A 21,886-nucleotide genomic window follows, 5' to 3' on the forward strand; every position below is an offset into this window, starting at 1 on the left:
CTTGAATTCAAGTGAGTGAGTGCGGCGAATGAGAGTTTTGGGATGCATAGGTGTCCACCAAATTTAAGTGGACACCATCGTCTGGCCAAATAGATTTAACTTCAATATGGGATAACTGGACGCTCACTTTGCACCAGCAGCATGTAGAGATAGAACAGCTAAAGCATCAATTTGCCAGTTATGACGAAGAGGGCAAGTTCAAGGCGTTTGGGATGGGTGAAATTTTGCAAGCATTACACGCTATGGGTTTTCAAGCTCATTTAAAGCGTGGTTCGCGCAAAAAGTTCCAAACAAACACATGGCCTGTATTGATGCCCGCCCGAGGTGGAGGCTTGATGTTGGTTGGAAACATCTACACAACAGACGGCGGCGAGTCTGTGGTGGTGCTACAAAGATCGGGTCAAACTAAGCCGATACAGCTGAGTTTGGAAGAGTTTGATCAACTGTTTACCGACGAGTGGATTGATGCGACCTCTGCGGCTAAGCACTCAAATCAGACCCAGGGAAATAGCGGTGCACCCCAAGAAAATTTTGGCGTTGCCTGGTTTTGGACTTCTTTGAAAAAGTACAAATCTTTGATGGCCGAAGTTTTACTCGCATCTTTGTTTGTTCAGATCATTGCGCTGATTACACCGTTGATATTTCAAGTCGTGATTGACAAGGTGCTGACCAATCGCACTTTGTCTACGTTGGATGTGATGGTGATTGCTTTGCTCGGGGTCAGTATCTTTGAAGTCGCATTGGGCGCCATGCGTCATTATTTACTCAGTCACACCACCAATCGGGTAGATGTGGAGTTGGGTAGTAAATTATTCAAACACCTTTTGCATTTGCCCTTGTCGTACTTTGAGAGCCGGCGCAGTGGAGATACGGTGGCGCGCGTTCGTGAGTTGGACAATGCGCGCAATTTTCTGACAGGACAAGCTTTGACGAGTTGGCTGGATTTGTTGTTTGCCATCGTCTATTTGGCTGTGATGTTTTATTACAGCGTGACCTTGACACTGGTCGTGCTTGCAGCGTTACCCGTATTTTTTGGCGCTTCAGTGGTCATTACACCGCTCTTGCGTAAAAAATTGGAAGATAAGTTTTCGTTAGGTGCAGACAACCAAGCTTATCTGGTGGAGACAGTGACATCGATGGAAACTCTTAAAAGCCATGCGGTTGAACCGCAATGGCAGAGAGAGTGGGAAAGACGCTTGTCGAGCTATGTACACACCTCGTTTGAAGGAGGCCACTTGGGTCAGGTGACCAATCAATTCATCAACATGACGAGCAAGTTGTTGACGGTTGCTTTGCTGTGGCTGGGAGCACGTTTGGTCATTGACGGTGACTTGACGGTGGGTGGTTTGATTGCGTTCAACATGCTCAGCGGTCGGGTCAACGCGCCAATTTTGAAGTTGTCTTCTCTCTGGCAGGACTTCACACAGATGAAAGTCAGCATCAAGCGCTTGGCCGACATCATGGATGCACCACCTGAGCCTGCATTCAAAGCCAATCGATCAACACCACCAGATCTACAAGGCCGCGTGACGTTTGAACACGTTGGATTTCGCTACAGCGCTAAAGCACCTGAGGTCTTGAACGATTTGAGCTTTGAAGTCGAACCCGGTGAAGTGATTGGAATTGTTGGGATTTCTGGCGCTGGTAAGACTACCTTGATGCGCCTGGTTCAGCGCTTGTATGTCCCTGAGAGGGGACGAATTTTGATCGATGGTGTCGACTTGAACTTGGTTGATACCTCGTGGTTGCGCCGTCAAATAGGCGTTGTGGGACAAGACACGTTGCTGTTCAATCGCAGCGTTCGAGACAACATTGCACTGACCGATGCCAGCTTGAATTTGAAAGCTGTGATGTATGCGGCGCAATTGGCAGGTGCACATGAGTTTATTTTGCAATTGCCTGAAGGTTATGACACGGTCATTGGTGAGAGAGGCAGCAAACTCAGTGGCGGGCAGCGCGCTCGCATTGCCATTGCGCGTGCATTGGCTTCCAACCCAAAGCTGCTGCTATTAGACGAAGCCACCGCTTCATTGGACTACGAGAGTGAACGATTGATTCACGACAACATGGCCGCTATTGCCCAGGGGCGTACGGTGTTCATCGTGGCGCATCGTTTGTCGACTCTGCGTTTGGCGCATCGAGTTTTGGTCTTGGAAGGCGGACGGTTGATTGAAATGGGTCAGCACAGCAGCCTGATGAAACAGGGAGGACGGTATGCGTCTTTGTATCAAGCGCATCAAGTGTTGGAGCTCGAAGGAGTGGCCGCATGAAAAAATCTCAGACAGTAGAAAAACTTCATAACCCTTTCACCACAGCCGCTTTGGTCATGCAATTGCAGCCTCCAGGGTATGTGCTGCGCATGGTTTCATTGGGGATCTGCGCTATGGCGGCGTTGAGCCTTTTGTTTGCTTGTTTTTCCAAGATGGATATCGTGGTGTCGGCGCAAGGTCGGATCATTCCTTCCGGAAAGAGTAAGGTGGTACAACCTTTGGAGCCTGGCTTGGTCCGTGCAGTTTTAGTGCGTGACGGGCAGAGCGTTCACACGGGGGATGTGTTGCTTGAGCTGGATCCAACCACCACTGGCGCAGATCGGGATCGCGTGCAGCGTGAGTATTGGGAGGCCCAAGCCGATGTGCTTCGTAGCAAAGCTCAGCTAGAAGGGCTACCTCGTTTTGTCGCATCCAAGGATATGCCTGTTGAGATATCAAATAATCAATCGGCTATGTTGGATGGACGTTTGTCCGAGCAACGCGCCAAGTTGGCCGTGTTGGATGCGGATTTGAGCAAGCGTCGAGCGGATGCCGATGCCATACAAAGCAACATCACCCAGCTGCGCAACAGTTTGCCGTTGATCCAGCAGAAGTACCAAATGCGTGAGGATTTAGCCAAAACGGGGCACATAGCTCAGACGAGTGTGATTGACGCCAAACTTGAGTTGATCAACGCTGAGAAAGATTTGTCAGTACAGGGGAACCGCTTGAGCGAGTCTTTAGCTAACTACCAGGCCGCTTTCGAGCAGCGGGCGCAAGCGGTAGCCGAGTTCAGAGCGAGAACCAGTACCGAGCTGGTGGAAGCGATGAAAAAGCGTGACGCAGCCCAACAAGAACTCATCAAAGCCAATCAACGTTGGACACAGCAGACCCTGCGTGCGCCGATTGATGGTGTCGTACAGCAATTGGCGGTGACCACTGTGGGCGGTGTTGTGACATCGGCGCAGCCTTTGTTGACCATCGTGCCTGAGAACTCTCCGCTTGAGCTCGAAGCTCAGGTGATGAACCGCGACATTGGTCATTTGCGTGTCGGGCAACGTGTGATCAACAAGGTTGAGACTTATGACTTCACGCGTTATGGCTACATTGAGGGTGAGGTTTTGTGGGTCGGCACAGATGCGGTTCAAGACCCGAAGCTGGGGTTGGTTTACCCGGTTCGAATCAAGTTGGCTCAGACCGATACACCCAATGCAGTGAATGGTCGCAAAGGCATTGTGACCGCCGGTATGAATGTCACAGCGGATATCCGTACCGATGAACGTCGCATGATCGAGTATTTGCTGGCCCCGATGTTGCGCTACAAACAGGAGGCCTTGCGTGAAAGATGACTTCGTTCAAGACTCGATGTCTTTATGGCGGTGCGTCGGTCCATCTCCTGTGGGCTGGTTACTTGGCGCGCTTTTAGGATCCCTGCCGTCTCAAGCGCAAACTTTGATGGATGTCTATCAAAAGGCAAGAATTAACGACTCTCAATATGCTGCGGCGAGAAAGTCATATGACGCGGCGCTTGAAAAACTACCGCAGTCCATTGCAGGCTTGCTGCCTAGTGTGAATGTGGTGGCAAACAGAAATCACCAGATTGGAGAAGGTGTATTTTCTGGCGATGCCTATTCTGGTGTTCCCTCTGTCTCACGCGATATCCGCATTTGGAATTGGACCACGCAGCTCACGCAGCCACTCATTCGCTGGGGTAATTGGGCCAACGTTGCGCAGGCGAATGCGCAAGTTGAACAGGCGAAAGAGCAGTTGGCTCTGGCGGAACAGGATCTGATTGTTCGTGCAGCGCAAGCCTATTTCGATGTTCAAGTCGCCATGCAAAATATCCAAGTAGCGGATGCCCAGCTTGCTGCTGTGAATGAGCAGTTGATCTTGGCTGAACGCACCTTTGAAGTAGGGATGGGAACGATCACCGATGTTCACGAAGCTAAGGCGAAGCAAGCGCTGAGTTTGGCGCAACGTGTCACTTCGTTGAACGACTTGACGACCAAACAATCAGAGCTAGAGCGGGTGGTGGGTGAGTTCATGCCCTTGACGGTGATGCACATGACCCAAAGTTTGCCTTCCATTCATCCGCATGAACTAACGGATTGGCTCACGGTCGCAGCCGCAGACAGCCCTCAAGTCAGAATTCAACAGGCTGCCTTGCAGGTTGCGAGGCAAGAGGTGTCTAAAAGCATGTCGGCGCACGCACCTACGTTGGATATTTTGGCGAATCGATCTGCGAGCTTTAGTTCAGGAACGTTGAGCTCACCTGCTGATTTGTCTACACGTGTGAATTCGCACCAAACGGGTCTGCAACTCACCATTCCCTTGTTCTCTGGCGGTGCAACACAGTCCAAGGTACGTGAGTCGGTTGCTTTGGCTGAAAAGGCCAAAGACGATTTAACCGGGGCACAACGCAACGCCAGCAGTCAAGTCCGACAAGCTTTTGCTGGCGTGGTCAATGGTCAGGCGCAAGTTGAGGCTTTGGAAGCCGCTGTGGTGGCCGGTCGAAATGCGGTGGAGTCCAACAAAATTGGTTTCCAAATTGGCACGCGCATCAACCCCGATGTGCTCAATGCCGAGCAGCAGCTCTACACCACTTTGCGGGATTTGAGCAAAGCACGTGTGGATGCTGTGATGCAGGGGCTCAAACTCAAAGCTGCAACGGGCTCTTTGACTGCAGAGGATTTGCTTGTGCTAGAGCGAATGATGGTCCCTGCTACTGCTGCTACGCAGCTTGTTCAATCCAACTAAAAGTGATGCCACACATGGAAACGCAAGAGAACTCTCAAGTGCAAGATCTGGCGCGTTACGCCAAAGAGCAAGCACACCGCGTGATGAAAAAAATCCCACTGCTGGGTGCTGTGAGTTGGCTGATGATGCAACAAAGCGCAACCCGTCACACGCTGTTGAGTGAGTTGGAGTGGCGTGTGATGCCTGCTTTGGTGCTCGATCAAGCCAAGTTGTTCATGCGAGAAAGCGCGCCAATCGCTTACGTGTCTTGGGCGCGTTTGTCTGATGGGGTGGCTGCACGCTACCAAGCACCGCCATACCAACTCACACCTGCTGATTGGCAATCCGGCGATCAAATTTGGCTGATTGATTTATGCGCTCCGTTTGGCGGTGCGCAAGAGGTGATGAAAGATTTGCGTGAGTCTGTCTTTGCCGGGCAAGACATTCACCAACTCGCACTGGGAGAGGCGGGGCGGCTTAAAACGCAGGTCTGGCCTGCGTTTCACACAAGCTGAGTCCTTGGCCTCAATCGTTCTTTTGATCGTTCGACAGGCTTAAGAAGTCTGAGCCCGTACCCAGTGACAGCAAACCCGTATGGGCATAGATGCCTAGCTTGGCGCGGGTGTCCACAATGTCCAGATTGCGCATGGTCAGCTGGCCAATGCGGTCAAGTGGGGTGAAGGCACCTTCCACCTTTTCCATGCTCAAACGTTCGGGCTTATAGGTGAGGTTGGGGCTTTCGGTATTGAGCAAGCTGTAGTCGTTGCCACGGCGCAGCTCAAGGGTGACCTCCCCGGTGACGGCGCGTGCCACCCAGCGCTGTGCGGTTTCGCGCAGCATGATGGCTTGTGGGTCAAACCAGCGGCCTTGGTATAACAAACGGCCCAAACGCAAACCATTGATGCGGTATTGCTCGATGGTATCTTCGTTGTGGATGCCTGTCACCAAGCGTTCGTAGGCGATGTGCAGCAGGGCCATGCCGGGGGCTTCGTAGATGCCGCGGCTCTTGGCTTCAATGATGCGGTTTTCAATTTGGTCGCTCATGCCCAAGCCGTGGCGACCACCAATTTCATTGGCTTTTAAGAACAAGTCAACTGGCGACTCAAAGGTCTGGCCGTTGAGTGCCACGGGTTGGCCTTCTTCAAAACGAACACTTACTTGCTCGGCTTTGACGTCGCAGTCTTCGCGCCAGAAGGGCACGCCCATGATGGGGTTGACGATTTTGATGCCGCTGTTGAGGTGCTCTAGGTCTTTGGCTTCGTGGGTCGCGCCCAGCATGTTGCTGTCGGTGGAGTAGGCTTTTTCGGCGCTCATCTTGTAGCCAAAGCCATTGGCTGTCATGAAGGCGCTCATTTCGGCGCGGCCACCAAGTTCATCAATGAAGAGTTGATCCAGCCAAGGCTTGTAGATGCGCAGGCTGGGGTTGGTTAACAGGCCGTAGCGGTAGAAGCGCTCAATGTCGTTGCCTTTGTAAGTGGAGCCATCGCCCCAGATGTTGACGTCGTCTTCTTTCATGGCGGACACCAGCATGGTGCCTGTGACGGCGCGACCCAGCGGGGTGGTGTTGAAATAGGTGATGCCACCGGTGCTGATGTGAAACGCACCGCACTGGATGGCTGCAATGCCTTCGTGTGCCAGTTGTGTTCGGCAGTCGATCAGACGCGCTTTTTCTGCACCGTATTCCATGGCTTTGCGTGGAATTTCGTTGTAGTCAGACTCATCTGGCTGTCCAAGGTTGGCGGTGTAGGCATAGGGCAGGGCGCCTTTTTGCTTCATCCACAACAAGGCGGCGCTGGTGTCCAAACCGCCTGAGAAGGCGATGCCAACTTTTTGCCCTTTGGGCAAGTTTTGAAGAATGGTGCTCATGGGGTTCCGATCGGCGGTTGATTAACCGAAGTGGCAGATGTAGTGGTAGGGCTCGGTGACACGGATGTCAAATTTCGAGTTGCCTGGAATGCTGAATTTTTCACCTGCGCTGGATTTGACCCAGTCGTTGCTGCCGTCGATTTTGTATTCGCAGTAGCCAGCCACGCATTCCATGATTTCTGGCGCACCGGTGTTGAAGGTCAAGGTGGCGGGCAAGATGACGCCCACAGACAGCTTGGTGCCGTTGCTCAGGGTCAGGCCGTGGCTCACACATTTGCCGTCAAAGTACACATTGGCTTTGGTGGTGACGCTGACGCTGTCGATTTTTTCTGTGGTCATGGTGCTGCGGTGTGAAAGATACAAAACCGTTGATTTTAAAGGACGCGCCTTGGTCGGGTCGTCAACTCGGGCAGGCAAACAAAAAAGCCGCTATGAAGCGGCTTTTTGTTGAGGGCTGAACCACTGCTCAATAGCGGGGGGCCGAGCCGGGAGGCGGCACATTGCCGTAGTGTTGTGTTGGCGCGGGGGCCATGGGCGTGATTTGCAAACGCACGGTAGGGCCCGGATCGCTAGGCATTTGTACGGTGTATTGCTTGCCAGCAAATTCATAGACCACGTTGTAGGCCATGGTGCGGTTTTCGTAGAACATTTGCTGGGTGCAGTTCTGTACGTTGCGAACTTCAGGCGTGCCTGCACCTTCAACTTTGTCGCCCAAGATGGCTCCGCCAAACAGCCCCAGCATGGTGGCTGCGGCACGGCCTGAGCCTTGACCCATGCTATTGCCAATGGCACCACCGGCAATAGCACCCATGGCTGCACCAGCACCCGACTTTTGGCCCTGGGTCACCACTTGTTCGTTGTTGCAGACTTGGCGTGGTACGGCCACCTGCTGGATGATGGGCGTGCTTGAGATGACGCGACCCACTTCTTGTGCTTGTACGGACAGGCTGGCTGCGCTCAGCATGGCCAACAAGCTGCCCAGTAGCGCGGTTTGAATGTGGATTTTTTTCATAGGTTGTCCCTTGATTTGTGACATGACAGAAGTTTAGTCTTTGCTCACAGACGGTCTGTAAAGCAACGGTAAAACTTCAAGCTAAAACGTTTTGCCATGCCTCAGGGTTGACGCCCACGATCACATGGTTTTTGAATACGCAGACCGGACGTTTGATGGCGCTTGCGTGTGCCAGCATGACTTGGCGCGCGCTTTGGCTGTCATGCACGCTGGCTTGCAGGGCCGGATCAAGTTTGCGCCATGTGGTGCCTTTGCGGTTGAGGAGGGTTTCCCATCCCACCTGCGAAAGCCAGAAATCAAGCGCCTCGGGGGGAACGCCTTGTTTTTTGAAGTCGTGGAAGGTGTGGTCAATGCCGCGCTCACTGAGCCAGACACGCGCTTTTTTAACGCTGTCGCAATTGGGAATGCCGTAAATAGTCAGAGCTGTAGATGTCATAAGGGTGAATGATGCCGCAAAGCGATGTCCCCCAAGCTGTGGGCGACAATTCAACCTATGAATTCATTGGACAGTTGGCTCGAACACTGCGAGCGTTTGCACCCCCACAACATCGAAATGGGCTTGGACCGTGTGCGTACGGTGGTTGAGCGCATGGCTTTGCATTTTGATTGCCCGGTGATCACCGTCGCCGGGACCAACGGCAAGGGCTCGACCTGCGCTATGTTGGAAGCTTGTTTGTTGCAGGCTGGTTACCGCACGGGGGTGTACACCTCGCCGCATTTGGTCCACTTTCAGGAGCGTTGCCGTATTCACGGCGAGACAGTGCAGCCCAACGATTTATCACCGCACTTCGAACGGGTGGAACAGGCACGTTTGAGCGCTGGGCCTGATGGGGTGGTCTCATTGACGTATTTTGAGTTCACGACTTTGGCGATTTTGAGTTTGATGGCTACCTCCAATTTGGAAGTCGCGATTTTGGAAGTGGGTTTGGGGGGGCGTTTGGATGCGGTCAACGTGATTGACACGGACTGTGCGGTCATCACCAGCATCGACCTGGATCACATGGACTGGTTGGGCACAGACCGTGAGAGCATTGGCCGCGAGAAGGCCGGCATCATGCGCACTGGTCGTCCGGTGATCGTGAGCGACCCGATGCCACCTCAAAGTGTGTTGGATCACGCGGTGGAAGTCGGCGCAGATCTGTGGACCTTTGGAAAAGACTTTAATTTCACTGGTGACAAGCAGCAGTGGGGCTGGGCAGGGCGAGGGCGGCGCTATAGCGGTTTGGCTTATCCAGCCTTGCGCGGAGCCAACCAGTTGGTGAATGCCAGTGGCGTGCTGTCGGCGCTCCAAGCTTTGCGTAGTCGCATTCCTGTGACTGCGCAGGCGATACGTAATGGCTTGGCGATGGTGGAGCTGCCGGGGCGGTTTCAAATTGTCCCAGGACAGCCTGCTTTGGTACTCGATGTTGCTCACAACCCGCATGCGGTAGCCGCGCTGACAGAAAACCTGGATGCGATGGGCTTTTATCCCACCACCCACGCCGTGTTTGGCGCCATGGCAGACAAAGACGTGGCACCCATGCTGAGTCGGGTGGGGGCTTTGGTAGATCGTTGGTATTTTTGTGATTTGCCAACCCCGCGTGCTGCGCGTGCACAAGAATTGTATGCGCAATGGAAGGCAGTAAATACGAGGGCTGATGTGCAAGCGGGCACTTACACAGATCCTCAATCAGCGTTGCAAGCGGCTGTGGCGGCGGCTGACCCCGCTGATAGAATTGTGGTCTTCGGATCGTTCTTCACGGTCGGGGGTGTTTTAAAGGACGGAACTCCCCGTTTAGATGCCCCACATTTGAGTTCCTGAGACCCCGTTCATGGCATTTTTCAAGTTTCGATTGCCCGGTCAAGCCGAAGGCGACGCCCAGGGTAATTTCAGCAATGCACCGGCCCAAAGTGTGGAGGCTTTGCGCCGTCGTGCGCGTCACCGCTTGATTGGTGCCTCGGTGTTGGTGCTCTTGGCTGTGGTGGGTTTTCCCTTGTTGTTTGACACACAGCCGCGTCCCGTGTCAGTGGACATCGCTGTTGATATCCCAGATCGTGCGAACAGCAAGCCCTTGGCTGCTGTACCCGCACCCACTAAACAAGTACCTTTGGCAGCAGGATCAGGACTAGGTCCAAAAGAAGAGGTGGTGGCTTCGGCTAAGCCTGACGCGAAACCAGATTCCAAGGTGTCCGAGGCTAAATCTGATGTCAAGGTGGAAGCAAAACCCGAACCCAAAGCAGAGCCTGCCCCGGCAAAAGTGACAGCTTCTGAAAGCAAGGACAGCGCGCCTCGTTTTGTGGTGCAAGTGGGTGCCTTTTCTGACGAAGCCAAAGCACGCGATGTTCGGCTGAAGTTAGAGAAAGCTGGTTTTAAAACCTACACCCATGTGGCCGATACCAAAGAAGGCAAGCGCACGCGTGTTCGCGTGGGGCCTTTTACCAGCCGTGACGAGGCCGATAAGGCGGCTAGCAAGATCAAGCAGTTGCAGTTGCAGCCAGCTGTCTTGACCTTGTGATCTGCGCATGTTGAATTTCTCGGCTGTGGACTGGATTCTGCTTGCCGTGCTGGGCTTATCTTTTCTGATTGGCTTATGGCGAGGCTTGGTGCAAGAGGTCTTATCGCTGGCCGGTTGGGTGGTTGCGTTTTACGTTGCTCAGATGTATGCACCTTCTACTGCTGCTTGGTTGCCCATGTCTGGCAGCAGCCAAATGTTGCGTTATGCCGCAGGTTTTGTCTCGGTGTTTGTGGCGGTTCTAGTTGCCACAGTGCTGGTGAGCGCACTGGTGAAGAAGCTGATCTCTGCGGTAGGACTGGGGCCTCTGGATCGATTGCTCGGGAGCGTGTTTGGCCTTTTGCGCGGTTTGGTATTGCTCTTGGCTGTTACGGTCGTGGTGGGGATGACGCCGCTGCGTGACACCGAAGCTTGGCAGCATGCACAAGGTGCACAGTGGTTGCAGCAGCTCTTGCATATGTTGAAGCCGGTTTTACCGGTGGATTTCGGAAAATTTTTACCCTGAATGTGGGCCTGAAATATGTGTGGAATCGTCGGCGTTGTCAGCAACGCACCTGTGAACCAGTTGATTTATGACGCCTTGTTGCTCTTGCAGCATCGGGGTCAAGATGCCGCAGGCATCGTCACACAACTGGACCGTAAATTCTTCATGCACAAAGCCAAAGGCATGGTGCGTGATGTGTTTCGCACTCGCAACATGCGCGCGTTGCCGGGCAACAATGGCTTGGGTCAAGTGCGCTATCCGACCGCAGGCAATGCTTACAGCGAGGAAGAAGCGCAACCGTTTTATGTCAATGCGCCGTTTGGTTTGGTGTTGGTGCACAACGGTAATTTGACCAATGCCCATGCGTTGAAAGCAGAGTTGTTCTCGCAAGATCACCGCCATATCAACACCGAGAGCGATTCAGAGGTGTTACTCAACGTATTGGCCCACGAGCTTGAAAAAACCACCCGTGGTTTGCCCTTGGCTGCTAATGATGTGTTTGAGGCTGTGCGCCGCGTGCATCGCCGTATCAAAGGTTCTTACGCAGTGATCGCTTTGATTGCAGGTCATGGTGTGTTGGCATTTCGTGATCCGTTTGGCATACGTCCTCTGTGCATTGGCCGTGGCAAAGATGGCACGGTCATGGTCGCCAGCGAGTCCGTGGCTTTGGAAGGTACGGGTCACCAGCTGGAGCGCGATCTGGCACCGGGCGAGGCCGTATTTATCTCCGACGATGGGCAAACCCACTTCGAGCAATGCGCTCATGCCCCCCAACTCAAGCCCTGCATTTTTGAGTTTGTGTATTTGGCTCGTCCTGACTCCACCTTGGACGGTATCTCTGTGTACCAAGCACGTTTGAATTTGGGTGAGACCTTGGCCAAGCGGGTGGTGTCTACAGTACCGCCCAATGACATTGATGTGATCATTCCAATCCCAGAGTCCAGCCGTCCCAGCGCCACACAGCTTGCGCATTTGTTGGGCGTGCCTTATCGCGAAGGTTTTGTGAAAAACCGTTACGTGGGCCGCACCTTCATCATGCCGGGCCAGGGCGTGCGCAAGAAATCGGTACGCCAAAAGCTCAACGTCATTGCCAGCGAATTCAAAGGCCGCAATGTGCTGCTGGTCGACGACTCGATCGTGCGCGGCACGACCAGCCGGGAGATTGTGCAAATGGCACGCGACGCCGGCGCGCGCAAGGTCTACATGGCCAGTGCTGCACCACCGGTGCGCTTTCCTAATGTGTATGGCATCGACATGCCAACGCCCGAAGAGTTGGTGGCGCACAACCGTACCATTGACGAGGTGCGTGAGTTGATTGGTTGCGATGCCCTGATTTACCAAGACGTCGAGGCGATGAAGCAAGCCGTGCTGAGCGCTGCAGCCCCAGGGGCACCCAAGCTCGACGGGTTTGATGCTTCGTGTTTTGATGGCGTGTATGTCACAGGTGATATCTCATCGCAAGACATTGCACGTTTGAACGAAAAACGCGTGGGACAAGAAGAAGGCGCGGAAGACAACTCGCGTCTGGCTTTGCCCAACGCCTCGGAGTGACCCTATGAGCCAACACCCCTTACCTGACAACTTACACATTGACACCCTCGCTGTTCGTGCGGCGGTAGACCGCAGCCAGTATGGTGAAAACTCCGAAGCCCTGTACCTCACCAGCGGCTATGTGCAGCCTTCGGCCGAAGCTTCTGCACGGCGCTTTGCGGGCGAAGAAGACGGTTATACCTATGGTCGTTCAGGCAACCCGACGGTCAGCAGTTTTGAAATGCGTTTGGCAGCACTCGAAGGAAGTGAGGCTGCGTTGGCCACCTCGTCGGGCATGTCTTCGGTGATGTTGATGTTGTTCAGCCTGCTCAAGGCAGGTGATCATGTGCTGTATTCGCAGTCGATGTTTGGTTCTACGATCAAATTGATTGGGTCTGAATTTGCCCGTTTTGGTGTTGAGTCGACCATGGTCGCGCAGACAGATTTGGCGGCCTGGAAAGCCGCTATCCGTCCCAATACAAAAATCTTGTTTGCTGAGACACCCACCAACCCCTTGACCGAGGTGTGCGATATTGCCGCCCTGGCTGATTTGGCTCACAACTCTGGCGCTTTGCTGGCCGTGGACAACTGCTTTGCAACGCCCATCTTGCAGCGCCCCATGGGCATGGGCGCCGACATCGTCATGCACTCGGGCACCAAGTACTTGGATGGCCAAGGGCGCGTCATGGCTGGCGCTTTGTGCGCTAGTGAAAAACTGGTCAAAGAAAAGTTTTTGCCCGTGATGAAAAACGGTGGCATGGTGCTGTCGCCTTTCAACGCTTGGGTGGTACTCAAAGGTTTGGAGACGCTCGACATCCGTATGCGTGCGCAAAGTGGGCGTGCCCACGAATTGGCGCTGTGGCTAGAGCAACACCCGCGCGTCGCACGCGTGTATTACCCCGGCTTGGCCAGCCACCCCCAGCACAGCTTAGCAATGAAGCAAATGTCGGGCATGGGTGGTGCAGTGTTTTCGTTCGATGTCAAAGCTCAAGACCCGCAGGCAGCCCGTACGCAGGCCTTCCATGTCCTCGACAGTTTGCGTGTGCTTTCCTTGTGTACCAACTTGGGAGACACCAAAACATTGCTCACCCATCCAGCCAGTACGTCGCACGGCAAGCTTTCCGAAGACCAACGACAAGCCGCAGGCATTGGCCAAGGCTTGATCCGCGTGGCTGTCGGCCTAGAGCATTTGGACGATTTGAAGACCGACTTGCTGCGCGGTCTGGATACCCTTTAATTTCAGCCGACGCATGACCAAAATTCGCACCCGCTTTGCCCCGTCTCCCACGGGCTTTATCCACTTGGGCAATATCCGCTCGGCACTCTATCCGTGGGCGTTTGCACGCGCCACAGGGGGTGACTTCATTTTGCGTATTGAAGACACAGACCTTGAGCGATCCACCCAGGCTTCGGTCGACGTGATCATCGAGGGCATGGCTTGGCTAGGGCTCGACCATGACGAAGGTCCGTTCTACCAAATGCAGCGCATGGACCGCTACAAAGAAGTGTTGGCTCAGTTGCAAGCTGCAGGACATGTGTATCCCTGTTACATGAGCGTGGCCGAGTTGGATGCTTTGCGTGAACACCAAATGGCCAACAAGGAAAAACCGCGCTATGACGGCACTTGGCGCCCTGAACCAGGTAAGACTCTGCCCCCTATCCCTGCTGGCGTGCAGCCTGTGTTGCGCTTCAAGAATCCGCATGGTGGTGTGGTGGCTTGGGACGACAAGGTCAAAGGCCGTATCGAAATCAGCAACGATGAGTTGGACGACTTGGTGATCGCTCGCCCAGACGGCACGCCCACCTACAACTTTTGCGTGGTCGTCGATGACATCGACATGGCCATCACTCATGTGATTCGGGGTGATGATCATGTCAACAACACCCCACGTCAAATCAACATCTTCAAAGCCCTGGGCAAAGAACCTCCGGTGTACGCTCACTTGCCTACCGTGCTCAATGAGCTGGGTGAGAAGATGAGCAAGCGCAATGGCGCCAAGGCTGTAACCCAATACCGTGACGAGGGCTATTTGCCCGACGCCATGGTGAATTACTTGGCTCGCTTGGGATGGAGCCACGGTGATGATGAAATTTTCAGTCGGGCCCAATTCTTGGAATGGTTTAATCTAGACCACCTGGGTCGCAGTGCTGCGCAATTTGACGAAGCCAAATTGCGTTGGGTCAATGCCCAGCACCTCAAAGCCATGGCCGATGAAACGTTGGCTCCTTTGGTGCAAGCGCAACTGGCCAAACGCAGCATCAGCACCGATGAGCGTTTGCCGGCTTTATGTGGCCTGCTCAAAGATCGTTGCGACACCACCGTGGCCTTGGCCGATTGGGTCGCTGCCTTTTACGGCGAGGTGTCACCTAAGCCCGAAGATTTGGCGCAACATATTACCCCTGCCGTTGAGCCTGCTTTGGGGTTGCTGGTTGAGAAGTTAGCCACTTGCACGTGGACCAAAGAGGCGATCAGCGCAGCCATCAAAGAAGTGTTGGCTGCTACAGGTTTGAAAATGCCTCAGCTGGCCATGCCTGTGCGTGTGTTGGTGATGGGCACGCCACAAACCCCGTCTCTTGATGCCGTGCTTGCGCTGTGTACACGCGAAAAAGTTTTGCAGAGATTGAATAAGCGCTGAAAATTTGGTTATACTCTTGGTCTCGACACCCGATGGGGGTATAGCTCAGCTGGGAGAGCGCTTGCATGGCATGCAAGAGGTCAGCGGTTCGATCCCGCTTACCTCCACCAAACAGGACGTCGAGTTGGTTTAGTCCACAGGTTATGACCCTATCGTCTAGAGGCCTAGGACATCACCCTTTCACGGTGAGTACCGGGGTTCGAATCCCCGTAGGGTCGCCAAGTTTTGCAACACTTGGTTTTGCTGTCACAAGCAGCAAAGCAAACGTTGCAACCACGCGGAGTGGTAGTTCAGTTGGTTAGAATACCGGCCTGTCACGCCGGGGGTCGCGGGTTCGAGTCCCGTCCACTCCGCCATTTTTATAAGTAAAAAACGCACCTTCGGGTGCGTTTTTTTTTGAGCACTTACTTTTTACGCCTACTCTCGCAGACTATTTTTGTTATTCCGAAGCGATTATTTTGAAAAAATGATAAAAAATACGGCTCAAATTGACATTTAAGGATTATTTTTCGATAAAAAATACAAAATTAATACTATCATCTCGACTGTGATTCGAATGTAACCATAAGGTATTCAAATGGCGAGGTATTTGCTTCAGGCGTTGCCTGCTGGGGGTGTAAACCAAGGCCGCAAGGGTTCCGATGCACCCCAGACGTTGGCTGAAATTGAGCTCGGCGTTCACCCTAGACAGCCTTTGAACGTCAATGCGAAACCGAACCAGATTTATCTGCTAGTAGATCCTGTTACTGGTGTTCTGGTGAAAGGGCAAAAAATTCACAAAAAGGGGCGAACCTTACAAGTTGAACTTGCAGGTGTGGTCGTTGTTGAGTTGACAGATTTTTTCGTCCCCAAGCCAGAGGCGTTATCTACGACGACGAAAACCGAGACGGCCATCGAGTTGGAGCCGTCAATCTATCTGACAGACACTGGGACCCTCGAATCCAACCACGTTGTCATTTATTCGCACACTGATCCAGAAATACTAAACAACGCCATGTCTGTGCCATGGCAATCTGGCCGAGCGGAGATCGCTAATCTCAACGTCATAGAGTCCGATGCAGCAGCATCAGCAAAGGGTGTGACTGAAACCCCTGAAGTAAGTTCTTTAGCCGCAGTTGCGGGTATAGGTGGCTCCGTCGGTAGCGCTGCTGCGGGAATAGGCGCTGCACTAGCTGTTGGAGGTTCAGGCGGAGGCGGGGGCGGTGTGACTTTGGTTGCTGCCACGATCAACGGTGCTATCTATGCTGGCCCGGTGAAATCTACAGGCAATAGCGATTTGACTGTGGAGGCCTTTGATGCCAATGGCAACAGCTTGGGCAGTACCAAGGCCACAAGCGCAGGCACTTATTCATTGACATTGAATAGTAGCTACAGAGGTGCGATTGTCTTAAAGGCTTATGACGTCAATGCAGCCAACAGCACGAACCCAACATACATGGATGAGGCCACAACACAGGAGACAACGCTTCCGACGTTGATGGCTGTCGCCAACCTCACCGACGCTTCATTGATTGCCAACATCACTGCGCTGACCAATCTCGCTGCCGTGCAAGCGGGGGCGAGCACAGACAGTTCAATCACGGTCCCAAACGCTTCGAAAATCAATGACTACAACACATCCGTCGGTGAGCTTTATCTAGGGGGCGGCAACATCCTGACTTCAGATGTGATCCCTGTCATCAATGTGGATGGTTTGCCAAATGCTAATGCAAACACATACGGCGTGGCCTTGAGCATTTTGTCGTGGATCAGAAAAAACAACCCAGACATCAATACAAACGATCTGGCAACGCGGCTGGCCGATACCACGACCAACAGCTCTGGGGACACGTTTCTTACTGGCAGCTCAAAAAATGACGTGATCGATGCCGTACGTTCAGCGGTTGAAAGCGGACAACTTAGCGCTAAACAAGCAGGCACAGTGCTTACGTCTACGACAGGATTGACAAGCTTGCCCGCCCAAATCAGCGGCACAAGCACAGCCAGCTTGACGGAAACAGACAGTGCGGCATTGCTCTCTACAAGCGGTAGCTTGAGCGCGACGGATATAGACAGCAGCGCGTTGTTTGTTGCTCAGACAGCGGTGGCGGGCAGCAATGGCTACGGTCAATTCAGCATTGGCACAGATGGTGTTTGGACCTACACCGCCAACAGCGCGCACAACGAGTTTGTGGGTGGTCAGACTTACACCGACAGCTTCACGGTAGCCACCGCAGACGGAACCAGTCAAGTCATCACCGTCAGCATGACGGGTTCGAATGATGCAGCCGTCATTACTGGAACCAGCACGGCAAGTTTGACCGAGACCAACAGTCCATCCTCTTTGAGTACAACGGGTTCGTTGTCTGCGACTGATGTCGACAGCAGCGCAGCCTTCGTGGCGCAAACAGGGGTAGCCGGCAGCAACGGCTACGGTCAGTTCAGCATTGGCACAAACGGCGCCTGGACCTACACCGCTAACAGCGCGCACAACGAGTTTGTGGGTGGACAGACCTACACCGACAGCTTCACGGTGGCAACAGCCGATGGCACGACGCAGGTCATCACCGTCAGTATGACGGGTTCGAACGACGCAGCAGTGATCACAGGCACCAGTACCGCCAGCCTGACGGAAACAAACGCAGCAGCCTCGCTCTCAACAACTGGCACGCTCAGCGCCACGGACGTGGACAGCAGCGCAGCCTTTGTGGCGCAAACAGGCGTAGCTGGCAGCAACGGCTACGGCCAGTTCAGCATCGGTACTGACGGCGCTTGGACGTACACCGCTAACAGCGCACACAATGAGTTTGTGGGTGGTCAGACTTACACCGACAGCTTCACGGTAGCCACCGCAGACGGAACAACGCAGGTCATCACGGTCAGTATGACCGGCAGCAACGACGCAGCAGTGATCACAGGCACCAGCACAGCCAGCTTGACGGAAACAAACGCAGCAGCATCGCTCTCAACAACCGGCACCCTTAGCGCCACCGACGTGGACAGCAGCGCGGCCTTCGTCGCCCAGAGCAATGTGGCGGGCAGCAACGGTCATGGCCAGTTCAGCATCGGTACTGACGGTCAGTGGACGTACACCGCCAACAGCGCACACAACGAGTTCGTGGGTGGACAGACCTACACCGACAGCTTCACAGTGGCGACAGCCGATGGCACGACGCAGGTCATCACAGTCAGCATGACCGGCAGCAACGATGCTGCGGTGATCACCGGTACCAGTACAGCAAGCTTGACCGAGACCAATGCAGCAGCATCGCTCTCAACAACCGGCACCCTCAGCGCGACGGATGTGGACAGCAGTGCATTGTTTGTCGCTCAAACAGGCGTAGCCGGTAACAACAGCTATGGTCAATTCAGCATCGGTACTGACGGTCAGTGGACCTACACCGCCAACAGCGCACACAACGAGTTCGTGGGTGGACAGACCTACACCGACAGTTTCACGGTGACGACTGCCGATGGCACGACGCAGGTCGTCACCGTCAGTATGACGGGCAGCAACGACGCGGCAGTCATCACAGGCACCAGCACGGCGAGTTTGACCGAGACCAATGCAGCAGCCTCGCTCTCAACTACAAGTACGTTGAGCGCCACCGACGTGGACAGCAGCGCAGCCTTCGTCGCTCAAACAGGCGTAGCTGGCAACAACGGGTACGGCCAGTTCAGCATTGGCACCAACGGCGCTTGGACGTACACCGCCAACAGCGCGCACAACGAGTTTGTGGGTGGCCAGACCTATACCGACAGCTTCACGGTGGCCACCGCAGATGGCACCAGCCAAGTGATCACAGTCAGCATGACGGGTTCGAATGATGCAGCCGTCATCACTGGAACCAGTACCGCTAGCCTGACGGAAACCAATGCAGCAGCCTCGCTCTCAACTACAGGTACGTTGAGCGCCACCGATGTGGACAGCAGTGCAGCCTTCGTTGCCCAGAGCAATGTGTCGGGTAACAACGGCTACGGCCAGTTCAGCATCGGTGCTGACGGTGCCTGGACCTACACGGCCAACAGCGCACACAACGAGTTTGTGGGTGGTCAGACCTACACCGACAGCTTAACGGTGGCCACGGCCGATGGCACGACACAGGTCATTACGGTGAGCATGACGGGCAGCAATGAAACAGTAGTTTTTTCGGGCACGAGCAATGCGAGTTTGACGGAATCAAACAATGCAGCGTCCTTGAGTACCAGTGGCGCAGTTACTGCTTCTGATTTAAATGGAAATGTGCTGATCGTTGCTCAGAGCAATGTGGCGGGTAACAACGGCTACGGCCAGTTCAGCATTGGCACCGACGGCGCCTGGACCTACACCGCCAACAGCGCGCACAACGAATTTGTGGGTGGTCAGACCTACACCGACAGCTTCACGGTGGCTACCGCAGATGGCACCAGCCAAGTCATTACCGTCAGCATGACCGGCAGCAACGATGCGGCGGTCATCACCGGTACCAGCACAGCCAGCTTGACCGAGACGAATGCAGCAGCATCGCTCTCAACAACCGGCACCCTCAGCGCGACGGATGTGGACAGCAGCGCCGCCTTCGTCGCGCAAACAGGCGTAGCCGGTAACAACGGCTACGGCCAGTTCAGCATCGGTACTGATGGTCAGTGGACCTACACCGCTAACAGCGCACACAACGAGTTCGTGGGCGGCCAGACCTACACCGACAGCTTCACGGTAGCAACGGTCGATGGCACCAGTCAAGTGATCACGGTGACGATGACCGGTACGAACGACACGGCAGTGGTCAGTGGCACAAGCGCTGGCACTGTGACCAAAGACAGCTTGATGTCGACGGCAACCGGCACATTGACGGACACCGATGCTGACAATACGCCCAATACTTTTCAAACAGTAGGCACGGCGACCATCAGCACAGCGGGGTACGGTACTTACACCATGACATCCGGGGGTGTCTGGACCTATACGCTGGACAACACCAATGTCACTGTCAACGCCTTGAGTGACGGTCAGACCCTGAGCGACAGCTTCACAGTCATGACTTTAGATGGCACCCGCCAAGTCATCACCGTCACTATCAACGGAGTTGACGAGGTAAAAGTAACTGCGCTGAGCACGTTGAGCGAAGCGGCGACAAGCAACAGCGCAAGCGACAGCAGTCCTGGGGTGGAGGTGTATGGGGCGGCTGGGGTGAGTGGGGTGACGGCGGACAACCTCAAAGCGATCAACAGCGTGCTCAACACGACAGGGGTGAGTGCAACGAGCGTGGACACGACGGCAGAAGTGCAGGCGCTGGTGGATGCGTACAAGTTGGTGTTGGCGGGAGCGGATGCAGACGCGAGCGATGACAACGTGAGCGTGACGACAGCGCAATACGGCTTGTTGGGGGTGGAGGGTTTGGGTGCTAAGAGCACGAGCTTGCTCAACGACGTGGTGGACGCAAAAGCGCAAACGGAGGTGGACACGGCGGCGGAGTTGCAGGTCTTGGCGAGTGCGGCAGAGGCGGTGATTGCGGCAGCAGGTGGGACAAGCGGGCCGAGCCTGGCCCAACTGCAAGCGCTGGGTGTGAGCGGGGTGACAGCAGACAACCTGGCGGCAGTGCAAGCGGCGATAGCGAACACGGCAGACGATGGCTCAGGGGTGAGTAGCCTGAGCGCGCTGCAGTCGGTGGTGAGTGCAGCGGCAAGTGCGGCGGCAAGTGCGCTGAGCACGTTGAGCGAAGCGGCGACAAGCAACAGCGCAAGCGACAGCAGTCCTGGGGTGGAGGTGTATGGGGCGGCTGGGGTGAGTGGGGTGACGGCGGACAACCTCAAAGCGATCAACAGCGTGCTCAACACGACAGGGGTGAGTGCAACGAGCGTGGACACGACGGCAGAAGTGCAGGCGCTGGTGGATGCGTACAAGTTGGTGTTGGCGGGAGCGGATGCAGACGCGAGCGATGACAACGTGAGCGTGACGACAGCGCAATACGGCTTGTTGGGGGTGGAGGGTTTGGGTGCTAAGAGCACGAGCTTGCTCAACGACGTGGTGGACGCAAAAGCGCAAACGGAGGTGGACACGGCGGCGGAGTTGCAGGTCTTGGCGAGTGCGGCAGAGGCGATTTTTGATGGCCAACCAAGCGTTGATCAGCTCAAGTTATTAGGCCTTTCTGGTGTAACGGATGCCAAATTGGCAGCTATCCAGTCAGCAATTTCTAGCGCTCTTTCAAATGGTGAGGACCTTTCTTCTCTTGCAAATTTGCAAACTCTTGTTTCGTCAATCAACAATCCTCCAGTTTTAAATTCAAACCTTGAAGTTGCGTTGCCCACCATCCTTGAAGATGACCCTAGTCCTATTGATGGAACGACAGGTACAAGCAGTTTGGTTTCCGATTTAGTTAGTTTGGCTGGAAACGTGCAAGACGCAGATGCTGATGCACTCACGGGCATCGCCATAACAGGCATTAGCAGTCACGGTACTTTGCAATACACCTTAGATGGTGGTACGACATGGCATGTTGCTCAATCTGTCAGCAGCACCCATGCACTTTTACTTAAAGCAGATACGAATACACGAATTCACTTTACTCCCGAAGAAAATTTCAATGGTGCGTTGACAGATGCATTAACTTTTAAAGCTTGGGATCAAACTTCAGGCGATGCAGGTAGTTACGTTGATACAAGCAACGGACTTTCTTTTTCAATAGCCTCTGATTCTGTATCTATTGACATAACGCCTGTGAACGACACGCCGGTGGTGGTGGGGCCGAGCGCGATCAGCCTGGTGGACACGGCGGCAGCGGACACGTTTGCGAATGTGACGGGGACCTTGAGCGCGAGCGATGCGGAGAGCGCGACGCTGAGCTATGGGGTGACGGGGAGCACGAGCGGGAGCTACACGGTCAACAGCGTGAACTATGACCTGCAAAAAGTGGGGACCTACG

General features: G+C 54.4%; 15 protein-coding genes and 3 tRNA genes. 14 read left to right on the forward strand and 4 right to left on the reverse strand.

Annotated features, from left to right (window positions below):
- The first annotated feature begins 50 nt into the window (after nt 1-50).
- The 4 genes from B9Z39_RS16660 to B9Z39_RS16675 are packed head-to-tail and all read left to right on the forward strand — an operon-like array spanning nt 51 to nt 5,500.
- Nucleotides 51-2,270 carry a type I secretion system permease/ATPase gene (locus B9Z39_RS16660; protein ID WP_233249055.1) on the forward strand — a complete coding sequence of 740 codons (2,220 nt, stop codon included), beginning with the start codon at nt 51-53 and terminating at the stop codon, nt 2,268-2,270.
- The gene (locus B9Z39_RS16665; protein WP_108302712.1) at nt 2,267-3,598 is read left to right on the forward strand and encodes an HlyD family type I secretion periplasmic adaptor subunit; all 1,332 of its coding nucleotides are present in this window, start codon (nt 2,267-2,269) and stop codon (nt 3,596-3,598) included. Before B9Z39_RS16660 ends, B9Z39_RS16665 begins: the two co-directional genes overlap by 4 nt.
- Nucleotides 3,588-5,006, forward strand: a complete 1,419-nt coding sequence (locus B9Z39_RS16670) for a TolC family outer membrane protein (RefSeq protein ID WP_108302714.1) — start codon at nt 3,588-3,590, stop codon at nt 5,004-5,006. Before B9Z39_RS16665 ends, B9Z39_RS16670 begins: the two co-directional genes overlap by 11 nt.
- Before the next feature lie 14 nt (nt 5,007-5,020).
- Nucleotides 5,021-5,500, forward strand: coding sequence for a toxin-activating lysine-acyltransferase (locus B9Z39_RS16675; protein ID WP_100148221.1), 480 nt, complete (start codon nt 5,021-5,023; stop codon nt 5,498-5,500).
- Between the two features lie 10 nt (nt 5,501-5,510).
- On the opposite strand, the gene argG is transcribed toward B9Z39_RS16675, so the two are convergent.
- The 4 genes from argG to B9Z39_RS16695 form a co-directional block, all read right to left on the reverse strand.
- Nucleotides 5,511-6,851, reverse strand: a complete 1,341-nt coding sequence (gene argG / locus B9Z39_RS16680; RefSeq protein ID WP_100148220.1) for an argininosuccinate synthase — start codon at nt 6,849-6,851, stop codon at nt 5,511-5,513.
- 21 nt (nt 6,852-6,872) lie between these two features.
- Entirely contained in the window at nt 6,873-7,190 is a 318-nt protein-coding gene (locus B9Z39_RS16685; RefSeq protein WP_108302716.1) for a pyrimidine/purine nucleoside phosphorylase, read from the reverse strand.
- Nucleotides 7,191-7,317: 127 nt separating this feature from the next.
- On the reverse strand, nt 7,318-7,863 hold the full coding sequence (locus B9Z39_RS16690; protein WP_108302732.1) for a glycine zipper 2TM domain-containing protein: 546 nt from the start codon (nt 7,861-7,863) through the stop codon (nt 7,318-7,320).
- A 76-nt stretch (nt 7,864-7,939) separates the two neighbouring features.
- Nucleotides 7,940-8,299: an arsenate reductase gene (locus B9Z39_RS16695; RefSeq protein ID WP_100148217.1), complete on the reverse strand. Its 360-nt coding sequence runs from the start codon at nt 8,297-8,299 to the stop codon at nt 7,940-7,942.
- Nucleotides 8,300-8,356: 57 nt separating this feature from the next.
- Here B9Z39_RS16695 and folC point away from each other — a divergent pair, with 57 nt between their 5' ends.
- The 10 genes from folC to B9Z39_RS16750 all read left to right on the forward strand — a co-directional run.
- Nucleotides 8,357-9,664 carry a bifunctional tetrahydrofolate synthase/dihydrofolate synthase gene (gene folC / locus B9Z39_RS16700; RefSeq protein ID WP_233249056.1) on the forward strand — a complete coding sequence of 436 codons (1,308 nt, stop codon included), beginning with the start codon at nt 8,357-8,359 and terminating at the stop codon, nt 9,662-9,664.
- A gap of 10 nt (nt 9,665-9,674) precedes the next feature.
- Nucleotides 9,675-10,358, forward strand: a complete 684-nt coding sequence (locus B9Z39_RS16705) for an SPOR domain-containing protein (protein ID WP_108302720.1) — start codon at nt 9,675-9,677, stop codon at nt 10,356-10,358.
- A 7-nt stretch (nt 10,359-10,365) separates the two neighbouring features.
- Nucleotides 10,366-10,860, forward strand: coding sequence for a CvpA family protein (locus B9Z39_RS16710; RefSeq protein WP_100148214.1), 495 nt, complete (start codon nt 10,366-10,368; stop codon nt 10,858-10,860).
- 15 nt (nt 10,861-10,875) lie between these two features.
- Nucleotides 10,876-12,390, forward strand: coding sequence for an amidophosphoribosyltransferase (purF, locus tag B9Z39_RS16715; protein WP_108302722.1), 1,515 nt, complete (start codon nt 10,876-10,878; stop codon nt 12,388-12,390).
- A 4-nt stretch (nt 12,391-12,394) separates the two neighbouring features.
- Complete coding sequence (locus B9Z39_RS16720; protein WP_108302724.1) at nt 12,395-13,606, forward strand: O-succinylhomoserine sulfhydrylase; 1,212 nt, start codon at nt 12,395-12,397, stop codon at nt 13,604-13,606.
- Between the two features lie 13 nt (nt 13,607-13,619).
- Nucleotides 13,620-15,005 carry a glutamate--tRNA ligase gene (gene gltX, locus B9Z39_RS16725; protein WP_108302726.1) on the forward strand — a complete coding sequence of 462 codons (1,386 nt, stop codon included), beginning with the start codon at nt 13,620-13,622 and terminating at the stop codon, nt 15,003-15,005.
- 34 nt (nt 15,006-15,039) lie between these two features.
- Nucleotides 15,040-15,115: transfer RNA gene (locus B9Z39_RS16730), tRNA-Ala, on the forward strand.
- 35 nt (nt 15,116-15,150) lie between these two features.
- A tRNA-Glu gene (locus B9Z39_RS16735) sits at nt 15,151-15,226 on the forward strand.
- A 58-nt stretch (nt 15,227-15,284) separates the two neighbouring features.
- Nucleotides 15,285-15,361, forward strand: a tRNA-Asp gene (locus B9Z39_RS16740).
- A gap of 1,595 nt (nt 15,362-16,956) precedes the next feature.
- Nucleotides 16,957-21,886: VCBS domain-containing protein (locus B9Z39_RS16750; RefSeq protein WP_158269525.1), on the forward strand; the 4,930-nt coding region annotated here is incomplete at its 3' end.

The sequence above is a fragment of the Limnohabitans sp. JirII-29 genome (assembly GCF_003063395.1).
In the GTDB taxonomy this organism is placed as follows: Bacteria; Pseudomonadota; Gammaproteobacteria; order Burkholderiales; family Burkholderiaceae_C; genus Limnohabitans.

Coding starts and splice junctions, on each gene's coding strand:
- B9Z39_RS16665 (WP_108302712.1), top strand. CDS start 2,267: ATGAAAAAATCTCAGACAGTAGAAAAACTTCATAACCCTTTCACCACA.
- B9Z39_RS16675 (WP_100148221.1), top strand. CDS start 5,021: ATGGAAACGCAAGAGAACTCTCAAGTGCAAGATCTGGCGCGTTACGCC.
- argG (WP_100148220.1), bottom strand. CDS start 6,851: ATGAGCACCATTCTTCAAAACTTGCCCAAAGGGCAAAAAGTTGGCATC.
- B9Z39_RS16685 (WP_108302716.1), bottom strand. CDS start 7,190: ATGACCACAGAAAAAATCGACAGCGTCAGCGTCACCACCAAAGCCAAT.
- B9Z39_RS16690 (WP_108302732.1), bottom strand. CDS start 7,863: ATGAAAAAAATCCACATTCAAACCGCGCTACTGGGCAGCTTGTTGGCC.
- B9Z39_RS16695 (WP_100148217.1), bottom strand. CDS start 8,299: ATGACATCTACAGCTCTGACTATTTACGGCATTCCCAATTGCGACAGC.
- folC (WP_233249056.1), top strand. CDS start 8,357: ATGAATTCATTGGACAGTTGGCTCGAACACTGCGAGCGTTTGCACCCC.
- B9Z39_RS16705 (WP_108302720.1), top strand. CDS start 9,675: ATGGCATTTTTCAAGTTTCGATTGCCCGGTCAAGCCGAAGGCGACGCC.
- B9Z39_RS16710 (WP_100148214.1), top strand. CDS start 10,366: ATGTTGAATTTCTCGGCTGTGGACTGGATTCTGCTTGCCGTGCTGGGC.
- purF (WP_108302722.1), top strand. CDS start 10,876: ATGTGTGGAATCGTCGGCGTTGTCAGCAACGCACCTGTGAACCAGTTG.
- B9Z39_RS16720 (WP_108302724.1), top strand. CDS start 12,395: ATGAGCCAACACCCCTTACCTGACAACTTACACATTGACACCCTCGCT.
- gltX (WP_108302726.1), top strand. CDS start 13,620: ATGACCAAAATTCGCACCCGCTTTGCCCCGTCTCCCACGGGCTTTATC.